15 protein-coding genes are annotated in these 15,543 nt (G+C 67.6%); 8 read left to right on the plus strand and 7 right to left on the minus strand.

The features are described 5' to 3' along the window. The 5 genes from NS2_RS21105 to NS2_RS21125 form a co-directional block, all read right to left on the minus strand. Positions 1-560, minus strand: a 560-nt coding sequence (locus tag NS2_RS21105; protein WP_147207259.1) for a PPE domain-containing protein, incomplete at its 3' end; no start/stop codon positions are given. A gap of 16 nt (positions 561-576) precedes the next feature. After that, the gene (locus tag NS2_RS21110) at positions 577-888 is read right to left on the minus strand and encodes a PE domain-containing protein (protein ID WP_033089872.1); all 312 of its coding nucleotides are present in this window, start codon (positions 886-888) and stop codon (positions 577-579) included. Positions 889-968: 80 nt separating this feature from the next. Further along, positions 969-1,322 (minus strand): metallopeptidase family protein, encoded by a 354-nt coding sequence (locus tag NS2_RS21115; RefSeq protein WP_033089873.1) that lies wholly within the window; start codon positions 1,320-1,322, stop codon positions 969-971. A gap of 20 nt (positions 1,323-1,342) precedes the next feature. Next, positions 1,343-2,407 (minus strand): septum formation family protein, encoded by a 1,065-nt coding sequence (locus NS2_RS21120; protein ID WP_261772298.1) that lies wholly within the window; start codon positions 2,405-2,407, stop codon positions 1,343-1,345. Positions 2,408-2,680: 273 nt separating this feature from the next. After that, a complete protein-coding gene (locus NS2_RS21125) occupies positions 2,681-4,270 on the minus strand; it encodes a GMC family oxidoreductase (RefSeq protein ID WP_036546360.1) in 1,590 nt (529 codons plus the stop codon). A 152-nt stretch (positions 4,271-4,422) separates the two neighbouring features. On the opposite strand from NS2_RS21125, the gene serS reads away from it, so the two are divergent. From serS to NS2_RS21160, 7 genes are all read left to right on the plus strand, one after another. Then, positions 4,423-5,682, plus strand: a complete 1,260-nt coding sequence (gene serS, locus NS2_RS21130; RefSeq protein WP_033089875.1) for a serine--tRNA ligase — start codon at positions 4,423-4,425, stop codon at positions 5,680-5,682. 75 nt (positions 5,683-5,757) lie between these two features. Beyond that, a complete protein-coding gene (locus NS2_RS21135) occupies positions 5,758-7,626 on the plus strand; it encodes a putative bifunctional diguanylate cyclase/phosphodiesterase (protein ID WP_238588439.1) in 1,869 nt (622 codons plus the stop codon). Between the two features lie 127 nt (positions 7,627-7,753). Further along, positions 7,754-9,034, plus strand: coding sequence for an MFS transporter (locus NS2_RS21140; RefSeq protein ID WP_045438227.1), 1,281 nt, complete (start codon positions 7,754-7,756; stop codon positions 9,032-9,034). Positions 9,035-9,201: 167 nt separating this feature from the next. Next, positions 9,202-9,393 (plus strand): hypothetical protein, encoded by a 192-nt coding sequence (locus tag NS2_RS21145; protein ID WP_033089876.1) that lies wholly within the window; start codon positions 9,202-9,204, stop codon positions 9,391-9,393. A gap of 30 nt (positions 9,394-9,423) precedes the next feature. After that, entirely contained in the window at positions 9,424-10,365 is a 942-nt protein-coding gene (locus NS2_RS21150; protein WP_036546359.1) for a DMT family transporter, read from the plus strand. Between the two features lie 63 nt (positions 10,366-10,428). Further along, positions 10,429-11,448, plus strand: a complete 1,020-nt coding sequence (locus NS2_RS21155) for a MauE/DoxX family redox-associated membrane protein (protein ID WP_033089878.1) — start codon at positions 10,429-10,431, stop codon at positions 11,446-11,448. A gap of 104 nt (positions 11,449-11,552) precedes the next feature. After that, a complete protein-coding gene (locus NS2_RS21160; protein WP_033089879.1) occupies positions 11,553-11,906 on the plus strand; it encodes a BP74-related protein in 354 nt (117 codons plus the stop codon). Positions 11,907-11,976: 70 nt separating this feature from the next. Here NS2_RS21160 and NS2_RS21165 read toward each other — a convergent pair whose 3' ends face one another. Next, positions 11,977-13,521: a Rieske 2Fe-2S domain-containing protein gene (locus tag NS2_RS21165; protein WP_033089891.1), complete on the minus strand. Its 1,545-nt coding sequence runs from the start codon at positions 13,519-13,521 to the stop codon at positions 11,977-11,979. Between the two features lie 45 nt (positions 13,522-13,566). Continuing rightward, the gene (locus NS2_RS21170; RefSeq protein ID WP_052486698.1) at positions 13,567-14,418 is read right to left on the minus strand and encodes a hypothetical protein; all 852 of its coding nucleotides are present in this window, start codon (positions 14,416-14,418) and stop codon (positions 13,567-13,569) included. Between the two features lie 99 nt (positions 14,419-14,517). Between NS2_RS21170 and NS2_RS21175 the strand changes: the two genes are divergently transcribed. After that, positions 14,518-15,267 carry a lysophospholipid acyltransferase family protein gene (locus NS2_RS21175; RefSeq protein ID WP_033089880.1) on the plus strand — a complete coding sequence of 250 codons (750 nt, stop codon included), beginning with the start codon at positions 14,518-14,520 and terminating at the stop codon, positions 15,265-15,267. Positions 15,268-15,543 lie beyond the last annotated feature (276 nt).

Consider the following 15,543-nt stretch of genomic DNA (forward strand, 5'->3'; position numbering starts at 1 on the left):
GTATTAGCCGAGCCCGCGCCCATGGCGATGGGCGGCGGCATCAGGAACTGGCCGGGCGTCATGACCATCAAACTCGTTGCGGCCTCATAGGTTTCCATCACCAGCGCGGCCCGGATGTCGAGGGCCAGCTTGGCGGCCTCGGCCGCCTCGGCGGTGCCGTTGAGCGCGCCGCCGCTGGAGTAGGCGGCCACCCGTGCCGCGTCCACGGCCGCGATCTCGGGCAGGCTCGGCATGGCGATGGAGGCCACGGTGTAGGCGGTGGCATTGGCGGCGGCCTTGCCCGCCATCACGCCCGCCATCACCGCCTGCTGCTCGGCCCAGCCGGTGAAGACACCGAGCCGCGCCAGCACATTGAGTCCGTTCAACCCCTCGAGTCCGACTCCGATCTCGGCCATCACCCGCGCCACCGTGGTGGTCGCGTCGACCCAGGCGGCGGTGAGCCCGCTCCACGCGGTGTTCGCGGCCACCAGCGGAATGGCGTGCGTACCGGCATTGAGCGAGACGGAGTTCAGTTCGGCCATGCGGGGCAGCCAGAACACCCCGGTGATTCCCAGCGTCATGCGTGTATCTCCCCTTCTACACCTGGATCGCGGCGATACCGGCGGCGCGCAGGGCGTCCTGGGCCAGGTATTGGGCCAGCTGGCTGCGCAGGGTGGCGGCCGCGTGATGCAGCTCGAGAATGCCCTGGGCGACGGAGTGGTCGTGGGTGAAGGCGGCATTGTTGAAATGCGCTGTGGCCAAGAACGACACCTCTTCGGTGCCGGAGGGCAGCACGTGGGTGGCCGGTGCGGTGGCGCTCGCGGCCGCCGCCAGGCGTTCGGCGAGCAGGTCGAGCTCGAGTGCCGCCGCGAGAATCACCTCGGGCTGCACGAGGACATGGCCAACCATGATCGGGCTCCCTTCTACGTTCCACCCCGGTTATGAAGATTGGACGCAGAGGTTTGCTGATCGGTTCCCAGCGCCGCTGTTCAGCCCCATCCCAGCTGATGAAGGCGCTCGTCGTCAATCCCGAAATAGTGCGCTATCTCATGAATCACTGTGATTGCCACCTCTTCGACCACCTCTTCTTCGCTGTGGCACATCTCCAGGATGGCTTCGCGATAGATGGTGATGGTGTCGGGCAGCGCGCCGCCGTAATGGCTGAAGTCCCGGTCGGTGAGTGCGATGCCGTGATAGAGACCGAGCAGGTGAGGGTCCTCGTCGCTGCGCGGCTCGATGAGCACGACCACATTGTCGATCGCCTGTGACAACTCTCGCGGAATCAGGTCGAGGGCATCGCCGACCAGTTCCTCGAAGCGGTCGTCGGACATGGAGACGGGCATGGGTGTTCGCTACCGCCGGATCATCGTGGCTGGGGCATAACCGGCGGGGCCGCGCCGGGCAGCGGGGCCGGGGTGAAGCGGCCGGAATTGGGCGGCGGCACCGGGGCCTGGCCGTCGATCTGGATGTCGCCCTTGGCCGATCCGGTGATGGACGAGAAACCTTGGTCGTTGCCCTTGCCGATCATGCAGTTGAGGCTGCGGCTACCGACCCGCCAGCTGCGGGCGTCTACATAGTCGAAGAAGACCGTGAGCGTCTTGTCTAGGACCGTGTTGGGTGAGCCTAGGAAGTCAGCACTGTCCTTGGCGCACTGCTCGGACATGAATTTGTCCTGATCGTCCTTGCTCGGTGGCCCACCGTTGAAATGGGTACCGAGGTCCACGGTCGACATCATCTCGTAGGCGTGCGGCTGGGTGCAGTCGACGGGTTCGCCGGTGGGCAGACCGTTCTTGATACCGATGCAGGTGCCCGTGTCGTAGACCTTGGATTGATTGACGTTGCGGACGCTGCCGAGTGACGGCACGACGGCTTCGCCGCTGGTCGTCTTCACCTGAACGCCGCACCGCAAGCTGCGTTCGCCCGCTTTCCAGCCGTCCTTGCCGGGTTGAATCACGCCGATATCGAATTTGCCGCGCGGATCGAGTTTTCCGTCGAAGTAGACTTGGGATGCGCTGACGCAGTGCTCGTCCCGCAGTTCGGTGAACCGCAGCGAATCCGGATACACCGAACCCGGCCCGAATTCCTTACCCGGGTACTTGCTCAGATCGACCACGGCGGTCACCTCGAACATGTGCTTGCTCGAGCAGTCCACTTTCTTCAGATCTGCCCCACCGGGTTTGGACCATGTCAGGCAGTCGCCTTCCTTGGCGGTGCCGAAAGCGGTGCCCGCCACCGCGCCGGTGGGTTCTGCGCCGCCCGGCGCGTGCGCCTTCACCCGGTTCGAGTCGAACCCGTTGGACATGAACATGGTGATGAGCACCGCCAGCGTGACGCCGACCGCCATGGCCAGCAGCCCCCACCGCACCGTTGACGCCGATAGCGGCCCGTTCTTGTCGAGCTTGGACTCGACAGCACGGAACGGTGTCACCAATCGATCCATCGCCGTCGTTTTCCGACGGTTCGGCGACCCGGGTCGCTGCGAAGGCGGAGGCGCGGGCCTATGCGGAGGCGTCTTGTGCTCAGGCATCGCGTCCGAGTTTAATTGCCTCCGCTTCGCTCCGGCGGGTTCGCGGCGCTGGAGGTCTCGTTCTTCCCTCCCTCCGCTCCTCCGCTTCGCTCCCCCGCTCCACTCAGTCCAGAACGAGACGCGCCGCGAACCAGCGAGTTTTGGCACGTCGCTTCTTGATTTGCGTAGTTGTTCTCACGAGAGGATCAGGTCGGCTGCCTTTTCGCCGATCATGACGGCCGGGGCGTGGGTGTGGCCGCGGGTGATGACCGGCATGACCGAGGTATCGGCGACGCGCAGGCCCTCGAATCCGCGCACGCGCAGTTGGGGATCCACCACGCTGGTCTCGTCCTTGCCCATGGCGCAGGTGCCGACCGGGTGATAGAGCGTGTGCGAGTGGTCCTCGAGGCAGCGGCGCAGCACCTCCTCCATCGGGGTGTCCGACGGCACGGCGGGCTGCATGAGTTCGCCGATGTGCTCCTTCATCGAAGGCTGGTGCGCCAGTTCGACACACGTGCGCAGCCCCGCGAGCAGAGCGGCGCGGTCGGCGGGTTCGGCGCAGTAGCGCGGGTTGATGCGCGGCGCGGTGAACGGGTCCGGCGAGGTGAGGGTGATGCTGCCGATGGATTCCGGCTTGAGCAGCACCGCGGCGAAGGTGAGCGCGTGCCCGTCCGGATCGCCCAGCCCCTCCGCGATATAGGGCGCGGGTCCGAAGATGAGTTCCAGGTCGGGCAGCTCGAGATCCTCGCGGCTGCGCGTGAACCCGTACGCCTCACCGATATTGGAGGTCAGCTGCCCGCGCCGCAGCACCAGGTAGTTGGCGAGTTCGAGCAGGTTCTTGTCCGCGCCGTAGAGGCTGCCCGCGGTGGTGCGGTAGACGATGGGCGCGGCCAGGTGGTCGCGCAGGCCGCGGCCGACCTCGGGCAGGTGCGCCAGCACCGGGATGCCGAGTTCCTGCAACCGGTCGCCGTCACCGATGCCGGAGAGCATGAGCAACTGCGGGCTGTTGATGGCCCCGCCGGACAGGATGACCTCGCGCTTGGCGCTGATCTGCTTGGTCTGGCCGCCGATCCGGAATTCCACCCCGACCGCCCGGTTGCCCTCGAACAGCACCCGGGTGGCGTGCGCGTCGGTGACCATGGTGATGTTGCGGCCCTGCTGGCGCGCGGGCCGCAGGTAGCCGTCGGCGGTGCTCCAGCGCGCGCCGCGCTTCTGGTTCACCATGGTCTGCGAGAAGCCTTGCGGCCGATCCTGATTCGCCCGCTCCACCGGGTATCCGGCCTCGGCGGCGGCCTGCAGGTAGGTGTGGGTGAGCGGGCGCGGGCTGCGCTGGCGGGAGATGTGCAGCGGCCCGCCGCGGCCTTCGCCGGGCGCGCTGGCCTCTTCGACGGACTCGATCTTCTGGAAGTAGGGCAGCACCTTCTCGAAGGACCATTCGGGTCCGGCGTAGCGCGCCCACTCGTCGTAGTCGGCGGCGAAGCCGCGCACCCACATCATGGCGTTCATGGAGGAGGAGCCGCCGAGCATCTTGCCGCGCGGCCAGTACACCCGCCGGTCGCTGAGTTCGGGCTGGGGTTCGGTGCGGTAGTTCCAGTCGTTGGGTCCCTGGAAGAGCTGATTGAACGCCGCCGGGATGTGGGCGAACTTGTCCTTGTCCTCACCCCCGGCCTCCAGCACCACGACACTGGTGCCGGGCCTTTCGCTCAGTCGTGCGGCGACTGCGGCCCCCGCGGATCCGGCTCCGACGACGACGAAATCGGCGGTGTGCGGGGTGTACTGGGTCATCGTGACTCCTCCGAAAGACCACGGCGGCAGCCACTGCCGGGCTCCCTTGCCGTCCCATGGCGCTAACCCTAGGGCGGAAATCGGCCGGTCGTGCGGTGGTTGGGCGGACCTACCAAAAATCGGGTAGCGGGGTCCCACTAGGCTGAATACCCATGATCGACCTTCGATTCCTGCGGGAAAACCCGGAAGCGGTTCGTGCGTCGCAGCGTGCTCGCGGTGAGGACCCCGCTCTGGTGGACACCCTGCTCGAGGCGGATGCCGCGCGTCGCGCGGCGGTCGCGACGGCCGACAATCTGCGTGCCGAGCAGAAGGCCCTGGGCAAGAAGGTCGGCAAGGCGTCCCCCGACGAGCGCGCCGAGTTGCTCAAGCACGGGCAGGAGCTGTCGGCGAAGGTCAAGGAGGCGGAGGCCGCCGAGAGCACCGCCGACGCCGACATGGTCGCCGCCCAGCGCGCGCTGTCGAATGTGGTGCAGGAGGGCGCGCCCGCCGGCGGCGAGGACGACTACATCGTGCTCGAGCACATCGGCACCCCGCGCGAATTCGATTTCGAGCCCAAGGACCACCTGGACCTGGGTGAGTCGCTGGGCCTGTTCGATATGGAGCGCGGCGCGAAGGTGTCGGGTTCGCGCTTCTACTTCATGACCGGTTACGGCGCGCTGTTGCAGCTGGGTCTGCTGCAGCTGGCCGCGCAGAAGGCGACCGCCAACGGCTTCACCATGATGATCCCGCCGGTGCTGGTGCGTCCGGAGGTCATGCAGGGCACCGGCTTCCTGGGCCAGCACGCCGCCGAGGTCTACCACCTCGAGGAGGACGACCTGTACCTGGTCGGCACCTCGGAAGTGCCGCTGGCGGGCTATCACTCGGGCGAGATCCTGGATCTGAGCAACGGCCCCAAGCGCTACGCCGGCTGGTCGTCGTGCTTCCGGCGCGAGGCGGGCAGCTACGGCAAGGACACCCGCGGCATTATTCGCGTGCACCAGTTCGACAAGGTGGAGATGTTCGTCTACACCACCCCGGACCAGGCCGACGCCGAGCACAAGCGGCTGCTGGCCTGGGAGCAGGAGATGCTGGCCGCCATCGACGTGCCCTACCGCATCATCGATACGGCCGCGGGTGATCTGGGCAGCTCGGCGGCACGCAAATTCGATTGCGAGGCTTGGGTTCCCAGCCAGCAGACCTACCGCGAGCTCAGCTCGACCTCGAATTGCACGACGTTCCAGGCCCGTCGGCTAAATGTCCGGTACCGGGACGAGAACGGCAAGCCGCAGATCGCCGCCACGCTGAATGGCACTTTGGCGACAACCCGGTGGATTGTCGCGTTGCTGGAAAACCATCAGCAAGCCGACGGTTCCGTGCGGGTGCCCGCTGCGCTGGTGCCTTTCGTCGGCACCGAGGTGCTGGAGCCTCGCTGAGTATTCGCTACTCGGCGTGGCTTATTCCGCCGGTTGTGTCTACCGCTGGCAGGGGTTATGTCTAGGCTAGGCACCGTGCGAGGAATCGGGTCTCGCGGCGATACCCGAACCCGGGTGTGGGCGGCATCGGCGCTGGCGACGGCAATGGTCATGGCTCGGACCACCGATGCGTTCTACGTCATGGGTGGGCTGCTGGGCCTGATCCTGACGGCGGTCGCCCCGGGTGATGAGGGAAATCGGCCGCTGGTGGGCGCGGCGGCGTTCGTGGCGCTGCTGCTGGGTATCAGCCTGCTCATCTGGGGTCCGCGGCTGCCGCATTCGGTGCATCACGCCTATGTGGCGACCGCGACCGTGCTGGTGACCGTTGCGGTGCACTGGTTTCCGAATACGGTGGGCGCGATCAGCCTGGCGGCGTTCTACGTGTTCGTCGCGTGTGATGCGGCCATCTTCTTCTCGTGGCGTTGGCTGGGCGCGCATCTGGCGTTCGCCATCGCCATGTGCCTGTGGGTGGTGCCGTCGCGCGGGCTGCCGTGGTGGTCGGGCATCATTCCGGCGGGTATCACCTTCGGAATCGGCATCGTGGTCGGCATTTTGACGCGCATGGCCTCCGACGCCGACATCGACGTGCTGACCGGTCTGCTGAATCGGCGTGGTTTCGACCGGGTGCTGAGCAATGCCATCGCGCACGCCACCCGCACCGGTCAGGGGCTGGCGCTGGTGCTGGTGGACCTGGACCGTTTCCAGAAGATCAACGATCACCTCGGGCACCGGGCCGGTGACGCGGTGCTGCAGCGGGTCGCCGACACCTGGGCCAAGCTGCTCACCCCGGATCAGCGGCTGGCCCGCTACGGCGGTGACGCCTTCGCGCTGCTGCTGCCCGGCACCACCGAGCAGGCCGCCATTCTGCTGACCGAGGAGCTGCGGGCCGCCGTCACCACCGGCTGTTCGGCGGGTGTGACCGCCTGGCAGCCGGGCGAATCCGGTTCGCTGCTGGTGTCGCGCGCGGATGTCGGCCTGTACCGCGCCAAGCAGGCGGGCCGCAATCGCACGGTGCTGGAGTCGTCGCGGCAGCTGCCGCTGGCGGTGGAGCTGCGCGAGGCCATCGACCGCGGCACCCTCGACGTGCAGTACCAGCCGATCGTCTCGCTCTCCGACGGCGCGACCCGCGCGGTCGGCGTGGAGGCGCTGCTGCGCTGGTCCTCGCACGCGCAGCCGGAGGTGACCACCGAGGGCCTGATCCGCGTCGCCGAGGAATACGACCTCATCTCCGATCTGGACGAGCTGGTGTTGCGCCGGGCCTGCGCCGACGCCGCCCGCCTCCAGGAGACCTTCGCCCAGCTCGATCTGACCCTGAACGTCAATGTGAGCGGGCTGGAGCTGGCCGAAACCGAGTACGCCGACCGGGTTTCGGGCATTCTCGAGGAAACCGGCTGGCCCGCCGAGCAACTCGTGCTCGAGGTGACCGAGAGCGAACTGGCCGCCGAGTCCGACACCGCCATCGCCAATCTGCACAAGCTGCGCGAGCGCGGCGTTCGCATCGCCATCGACGACTTCGGCACCGGCTATTCGTCTTTGAGCCGGTTGGCCACGCTGCCGTCGGACATCCTCAAGGTGGACCAGTCCTTCGTGGCGGCGATCCGCTCGGATTCCCCCGCCCCGCCGCTGCTCGGTGTGATCGCGGCGCTGAGCAAGTCGCTCGATTTGCAGGTCATCGCCGAGGGTGTGGAGACCGAATACCAGGCCGCGGTGCTGACCGAGCTCGGTTTCGCGCTGGCCCAGGGCTACCACTACAGCGATTCGCACCCGGTGTCCGAGCTCATCAACGACCTCAACGACCGCCACGGCCTGGTGGGCGCGGCGGTGGCCGAGGGCGAGCTCTCCACCAATGGCTGGATCCCCCTGGATAATCCGCTTGACGGTGGTGCGCCCGGCGCGCAGGGTTGATCACATGCGTCTGCTCGTCTACGCCGTTTGATTCGTACTCCGTAGCGGAGTCTCCCGCGCCCGCCCCGTTCCCGCGGGCGCCCGGTCCTCCGGGCCGGACACGACGCGCGCCCTCACGGTGCGCGCGGTGCTGTTCGCATTCACCGCGGACCTGATCCCGTTCTACGCGATTTACGCACTGCTCTTCGCCGCGCACGGCCTGAGCGCCGCACAGATCTCCTCCCTCCTCGCCATCTGGTCGGCGACCGCGTTCCTGCTGGAGATCCCGTCGGGCGCATGGGCCGACACGGTGTCGCGTCGCGGCCTGCTGATCCTGTCCGGCGCACTGCTCGCGGCCGGATTCCTGGCCTGGACGCTGTACCCGTCCTACCTGGGCTTCGCCGCGGGCTTCATCCTGTGGGGCGCCTCCGGCGCACTGCGATCGGGCACCTTCGAGGCCCTGCTCTACGACGACCTCGCCGCCCGCGCCGCGACCCGTTCCTACCCCCGGATCATGGGTTACACCCGTGCCGCCACCGAATCCGCTGCTCTGGCAGGCATTCTCGCGGCGGCCCCGCTGTACGCCCTGGGCGGCTACGCGCTGGTGGCCTGGTCGAGTGTCGGCATGGCGGTGCTGCACACTCTCGCCGCGATCACGCTGCCGAGCGCCCCGAAATCGGTGTCGGCAGCCGATGTCGAGGAACTCGAGGAGGCCGATGACTTCGACGATGATGCGGCGGCCGAGCCCGAACCGGCCGTGCCGCAGGCGGATTCGACCGGCTACCTCGCGATGCTCCGCACCGGCCTGCGAGAAGCCATGCGCGTGCGCGTGATTCGCTGCGGCATCGTGCTGGTCGCCCTGTTGAACGGCATGACCGCATTCGACGAGTACTTCTCACTGCTGGCCGGGCACGCCGGTGCCGGACCGGCCCTGGCCGCGGTGCTGGTCGGCGTCACCGTGGCCGGATCCCTGGCCGGTTCGCTGCTGGCGGGCCGGACCGAGGGCATGGGCGATCGCGCCGTGGCCGCGGCGCTGGCGGTGGCGGGCGTCCTCTTCATCGGCGGTTCCCTGCTCGCCGGGTCGGCCGCGCGCCATCCGGCTGCCCCGTACGTGCTGATGGCCGTGGGCTTTTCGGCGGTCGGTGTCGCCTACGGCATCGACTACAACGCCGACGTGATCGCCTCGGCCAGGTTGCAGGACGCCATTACCGGTCCCGCCCGCGCCACCGTCACCTCGGTGTCCGGCTTCGCCACGGAGGTGATCGCCCTGCTGGTCTTCGGCTGCGCCGCCCTGGCCTCGACCTGGCTCTCGGTCCCGGTCATGGTCGCTCTGCTGGGTCTGCCGCTGCTGCTGGCCGCCGCGCTGGTCCCGACCTGGCTGCCCGGAACAGTGGGCGGGGTTCCCGCGCGAACGGCGAGGTCGAACTGAATCCTCCTGATCGCGAATCGAATCAGGTCCCGCCGGGTCGGGCCGAAGATCACCGCGGAATCGGGAGGATCGTCCCTACTGTTCGGGCGTGGGCCGAGGGGATTCTGGTCGGGTGCCGACGCGCGTCGGGCGGTCGGCCGTGAGAACTCGAGAGAGGCGGTCCGAAGATGCTCGAATTCTGGTTCGTCGCGGTAGCGGTGGCCCTCTGTGTCTTTTTGACGCTGTGGATGAACCACGAACGTCCGGTCCCGACCGGACGGCGCGAACGCGACCGGAACTCCGTCGAGGCCATTCGTGCCCGCGTCGAGACCGAGGACAAGGGCCGGGCTGACAGCACTGGGAAACGACCGGTTGGTTGAGGGCTGCTGCCCTGAGAGCACAATCGACCCGTGGCGGTGCGGCGGTGGCTGGGGTTGGTGTTCGGGGGGTCTATCGGGGCGGCCGTCGCCGTGCAGTCCCGGATCAATGGGGAGCTCGGGCATCGGCTGGGGGACGGGATCGCGGCGGCGACCATCAGTTTTGGGAGCGGGCTGCTGATTCTCGCGGTGGTGTTCGCGCTCAGCGGGCAACTGCGGGCCGGGGTCGGGCGGGTGCGGGTCGCGCTGGGATCCGGGGAGTTGCGGTGGTGGCAGCTGCTGGGCGGGCTTTCCGGAGCGTATTTCGTGGCCTGCCAGGGACTTACCGTGGCGACGATCGGGGTGACCGCGTTCACCGTGGCGACGGTGGCGGGGCAGCTGGTGAGCAGTCTGGTGGTGGATCGGCTGGGTTGGGGGCCGAGCGGGCGGACGCCGGTGACGGCGTGGCGGATCGGTGCGGCGGTGCTCGGGCTGGTGGCGGTGGTGCTGGCGGTGACGGGGCGCAACGGACTCGGCGTGCGCACGGGCGGGCACGGCGGGGTCTCGGTGCTGCTGGTGGCGCTGCCGCTGGTGGCGGGATTGCTGGTGGCCTGGCAGCAGGCGGTGAACGGGCGGGTGGGCGTGGTCGGCGGACCGTTCTCGGCGACGCTGGCCAACTTCGCGACGGGTACCGCCGCCCTGGTGGCGATCGAGGCCGGAGTGCTGCTCCGGCGCGGCGGTTTCGGGCAGTTGCCTGGCGAGCCGTGGCTGTATCTGGGCGGTCTGATCGGAATCGTGTTCGTCGCGCTGGCGGTGCTGGCGGTGCGCTGGATCGGGGTGCTGCTGCTCGGGCTGAGTTCGGTGGCGGGGCAGCTGTTGGCATCGCTGGTACTGGATGTGGTGGCTCCGAGCGGTGCCGGGCTGTCGGTCTCGGCGGTCGTCGGCTGTGCGCTGACCTTCGTGGCGGTCGCGGTAGCGGCTCGATCGCGCGGGTGACCGGTGAAATCTGTTCTCCGGATTCGTAATTCGCCGTCCATTTGAGTGTGCGATGGTTCGGTTATGGCTGTCGACTACGTGGTGTGGGCCGCGCGCCTGACGCTGGCCGTCGTGTTCGGGCTCTCGGCGTGGGGGAAGTTCGCCGATCGCGCGGGGACCCGCAAGGCGGTGGGGGAGTTCGGGATTCCGCTGGCCTGGGTGCCCGCGGTGGCGTGGGGGCTGCCGGGGGTGGAGGCGCTGGTGGCGGTCGCGCTGCTGCCGCCGTGGACCGCGGCCGGTGCGACGCTGGTGGCGATTCTGCTGCTGGGGATGTTCACCGGTGCGGTGGTGCGGCTGCTGCGGCAGGGAAAGCGGCCGGTCTGTTCGTGTTTCGGGGCGGCCAGTGCCGCGCCGATCGGACGGGGCACCATCGTGCGCAATATCGCGCTGATCGCCCTCGCCGGGTGGACGGTGGTGGCCACCCTGGTGGAATCCGATGTGCCGCAGACCCTGCCGGTCGATCACACGGTCGCCATGGTGGTCGGGGCCGTTTTCGCGGCGGTACTGGTCTCGCTGTGGGGTGAGCTGCGCGCGCTGCGTCGGCGGCTGGACGAACAGGTGCTGTCGACGCTGGGGGCGGAGGGTCTGCCGCAGGGTGCGGTCGCGCCGGAGTTCGAGGTGTCGAATACCGCGGGCCGTCGTTCCGGATTGGATGAATTGCTCTCTCCGGGTAAGTCTCTGCTGCTGGTTTTCGTGCATCCGGCCTGTGAGATGTGTGCCGCGCTGGCCCGGGAGTTGCCGCGCTGGCAGGCGCGATCGGCGGACGCGTTGACCATCGCGGTGCTGGGCAACGGCGATGTGGCCGAGCACGCGGCATGGGGCCGGGAGCAGGGGCTCGGCGAGATTCCGGTGCTGGTGCAGCAGGGTAATGAGGCGGCCCTGCGCTATCGGGTGCGGGGGACGCCGTCGGGTGTGCTGATCAATCAGCAGGGCCGGGTGGCGGCTCCGGTGGCGCGCGGCGCGATGGCGGTGCGCGACTTGATCTTTCAGGCCAAGCGGACTGGCAAGTCGGAGAAATCCCAAACAAACGGGGCGGTTCTCTGAACCTATTGGTATGCAAGCGAATTCGCCGGTTTGCCCGGTTTGTCGGCCTTACTATCGAAAGCGCAGGTCCTGCTTCACCCGATCGCTTTGCCGAAGGGAATACCATGGCCTACTTCGCTTTTACCGACATCTCCGGTAAGGAATTCGTCTTCGAGCTGTTGAACGAGCAGCGGATCGCGGAAGCGCGCCGCATTCTCTCCGGGGAGGAGAAGGCGTCCACCCATGTGATGGGCCGGATCAGGAAGCGGCCGGCGCCCTACAACCCGGGCTGGAGCTACATGCTCGACCCGGACACCATCAGCTTTTTCACCGTGGCCATCGAGGTCTGCGACGCCACCATGACCTATACCGAGGACTATCTCGACGAGGCGTGCGGGGCGTTCCTGCCCGGTTGCTTCTGGTGTCCATGGTCTTCGCGGCTCACCAGGGAACTGAAGGAATCCGAAATCGGGGTGTGAGGCGGTGACGCCGAACCCCTAGCGCGGTGGTGAGTGCGGCCGATACCCGGGCCCGGCCGCACTCGCCGGATCAGACCAGTTTCTTCGAGCGCAGCTCGTGACCCTTGGACGTCTTGCAGCGCCCCGACTCCAGGTCCCACTGCCACCCGTGCAGGTTGCAGGTCAGCGTATTGCCTTCCACCACACCGAATTTCGACAGATCGGCCTTCAGGTGCGGGCAGCGCCGCTGCACTTCCCAGCCGTCGAGTTCGGTGGAGGCGGAGTCGTCGTGCGACTCGGCGAACCAGCCGTCGGCGTAGGCGATGCGCTCATCGGTGAGGCACTTGAAGAAGGTGTAGAGGAATTCGTTGTACCCGCCGATGCGCCAGGTGGTGAAGCGCGTGGACAGGAAGATGGTGTTCACCCAGTCCGGCTCGTCATCGCGCAGCACGGTGCGCACCAGCGCCGGGTCGATGCGGAATCCGTAGCGGTACTTGCCTTCTCCCGCGATCGGCTCGCGCACGACGCGGTTGGGGAAGTCCAGCACCACGGTCTCGTCGCCCATGACCAGGCCGACCGGGTAGCCGATGCCGTCGCAGATGAGGTGGGACTGCGCCATGATCGGCTCGAACTTGGCCTTGAGTTGCGGCAGCAGCGGCTCGCCCTCGGCCGGAGCCCAGGTCGCCTTCTCCGCGGCCAGCACCGGAGCCATGCGCTGCGCCATGGCCTCGATGTAGGCGGCCTTGTCGCCGAAGATGGTGTCCGGATCCACCGGGTGGGTCAGCGAATTCAGTTCCTTGCCACGCAGATCCGCGACCGAGCCCGGGATCATGAGCAGCCCGCCGTCATTGCCGTGGGTCTTCATCTGATCCAGGAAGACGATCTGGTCGGGGAAGATATTGCCCTCGTCGCCGCGGTCGTCGTTGAGGAAGCGCAGCTCGTCGTCGAGGAAGACCGGCGGACCGGCGGACGGGACGACCCAGGTGGCCCCGACCTGCTCGATGTAGGAGCGACAGCGGTCCATGCCGCGCTGGCGCTTCTGCTTGCCGAAGTTGGCCTTGGTCTTGGCCGGAATGTCGTACACCATCGGGTACCAGATGGCCCCGGAGTACTGGAGCAGGTGGATGTCCACGTGCCCGAAGTTCTCGTGCAGCACATCCATGTCGACCGGGCGCGCGTCGTTCATGTTGAAGCACACCGTTTCCCCGTCGGACACGACCAGGGCGGAGTCGCCGATCGGGCCGTCCGCGGGGGCGCGCAGCGCGATGATCATGATGTCCAGGTCGCCGCCCGGACCGGTGACGGTGGTCTTGACCGAGTCCTCGGTCTCCACGAACTTGGTGAAGCCGAGCTTCTCGAGTTCGCGCTTGAGATCCGGCACCGGGTAGTCCGGGAGCAGGACGGTGGCGTCCTTGCTGATCTTGTCCGCCAGCAGCTTCGCGTCCCAGTGATCGCGGTGCAGGTGCGAGACGTAGAGGAAGTCGCAGTTGCCGAGCTCGTCCCAGTCGAGCTGGGTGTTGTCGGGGAACGGGAACCACGATCCGAAGTAAGCGGGGTTGACCCAGGGATCGCAGAGGATCGTCCCGGCCGCGGTTCGGATGTGGAATCCGGCGTGTCCGACGCTGGTGATCTGCACGAGCTTCATTCCTCCCTGACCGTTACCAGCCACCCAGAGTACTGGCTAGCCGGAGACGTCGCCGATGCAGTAACCCTCGGAGCTCGACTTCAGGGTGTATATCTGCTTTGTCTGATTACCCGCCGCGGTGGTGACCGGCACCGACACGGTGATGTATCCGCCGCGCGGCCACTCCGACTTGAGCGAGTCGTCCACGAAAGTCTTTACCGTGCCCGCCTTCGACGGGTTCACCGCCAGCGGCACCATGACCGGTTTGCCGGTCCCGTTCGGATCCCAGGTGCGGCCCGCCGCGCAGGTCAGCGGGTACGCGTCCTCCCGATCGGCGGTGTTGAGCGGCTTGCCGACGGCGCGGGATAGGTAGCGGCGCACCGTGTGTCGGGCGTCGGCGTCATCGAACCCGACCTCGCCGCCGGCCGGGTACACGTGCGGGCAGGCGTATCCGGTGGCGATGTCGCGATCCTGCGCGGTGACGGTGACCGTGGCGCTCTGCCAGGTCACGGTGGTGCCGGAGGCCACGCCCGGTCCGGTCAGCGCCTCGCGGATGGGCCGCGTGTCGGCGTACATGCTGCTCACGTTGCGCGGTGCCATGGTCCAGCAGCGGGTGGCGAGGTCGTCGATGCTCAGCGCTTTGTTGCGCAGATCCGCCTCCCAGTGCGCGACCGCCGGCGCGGCCTCGGGCCGACCCGGCACCGCACCTACCTCGTCGATCGTCGTCGTGACCGTGAGTGGCGGCATGGTGCTGGTCTGCGCGGTCGTGCCGGAGTCCGCCTCCCAATCCGTGCCCTCGATCCCGACTCTGGAATCGCAGCCGTTCGCCAGCCACGCCACCCCGGCTATCAGCGTCCCGACCAGCCCCTTGCGGAGATGAACACGCAGTGCTGTCCGGCCGTTCTCCACTCCTGCGAACCTCTTTCAGTGTCTGTAAGTCACATTAATCAAGAAGGTGTTGCCTGGATCACTGGATGACGCGCGAGCAGCGACTACGCTAGCGGACTTGTGGAACCCGTCTACTACCCCATCATCGGGCTGGCCCGCACGATTTTCGCGCTGCAGGGCCTGAAGTTCACCGTCAAGGGCGACGAAAACATTCCGGCGACCGGTGGTGCGGTGATCGCGATCAACCACACCGGCTATCTGGACTTCACCTACGCCGGGCTCCCCGCGCGCACGGTGAAGCGCTACGTCCGCTTCATGGCCAAGGAAGAGGTCTTCAAGGGCCCCACCGGCCCGATCATGCGTGCCCTCAAGCACATTCCGGTGGACCGCTCCGCGGGTGCGGAGTCCTACCAGGAGGCCGTCAAGCGCCTACGCTCCGGCGAACTGGTCGGCGTCTACCCCGAGGCCACCATCAGCCGCAGCTTCGAAATCAAGGACTTCAAGTCCGGCGCGGCCCGCATGGCCCTCGAGGCGAACGTCCCCATCATCCCCATCGTCATCTGGGGCGCCCAGCGCGTCTGGACCAAGGGCCACCCGAAACGCCTGGGCCGCACCAACACCCCCATCTCCATCGCGGTCGGCAAGCCCATCGCACCCTTCGAACCCGCCTCGGCCCTCACCGACCAGCTCCACGCGACCATGTCGGAAATGCTCCTGGACCTCCAGAAGGACTACGTCCACGAGCCCGGCGCCTACTGGGTCCCCGCCCGCCTCGGCGGCAGCGCCCCCACCCTCGAGGAAGCCAACGCCATGGACGCCGCCGAAGCCGCCGAAAAGGCCGCCCGCCGCGCGGAAAAGTCCGCCGAATAACCGTTCAGCTCAGCGACATACGGCCCGTTCCGGGGTGGAGCACCCCCGGAACGGGCCGTATCTCATTTCCGCCGCACGGTCTTCCGCACCCCCGCCCGCGCGTCGTACTTCTCGAAATAACTGGTGTCATCACTGTTCCCCCGCCGCAAATGCCCGATCCCGAACCGCTCCCCGTTCGACAACAGCACCCCCCGATCGCCCGCCTGATCGATCCAACACTCCACCGCATCCCGCCCACTGACCCGAAACCGAACGGCCGCAGTCACCTTCACCCAC

It is taken from the genome of Nocardia seriolae NBRC 15557 (assembly GCF_007990715.1).
In the GTDB taxonomy this organism is placed as follows: domain Bacteria; phylum Actinomycetota; class Actinomycetes; order Mycobacteriales; family Mycobacteriaceae; genus Nocardia; species Nocardia seriolae.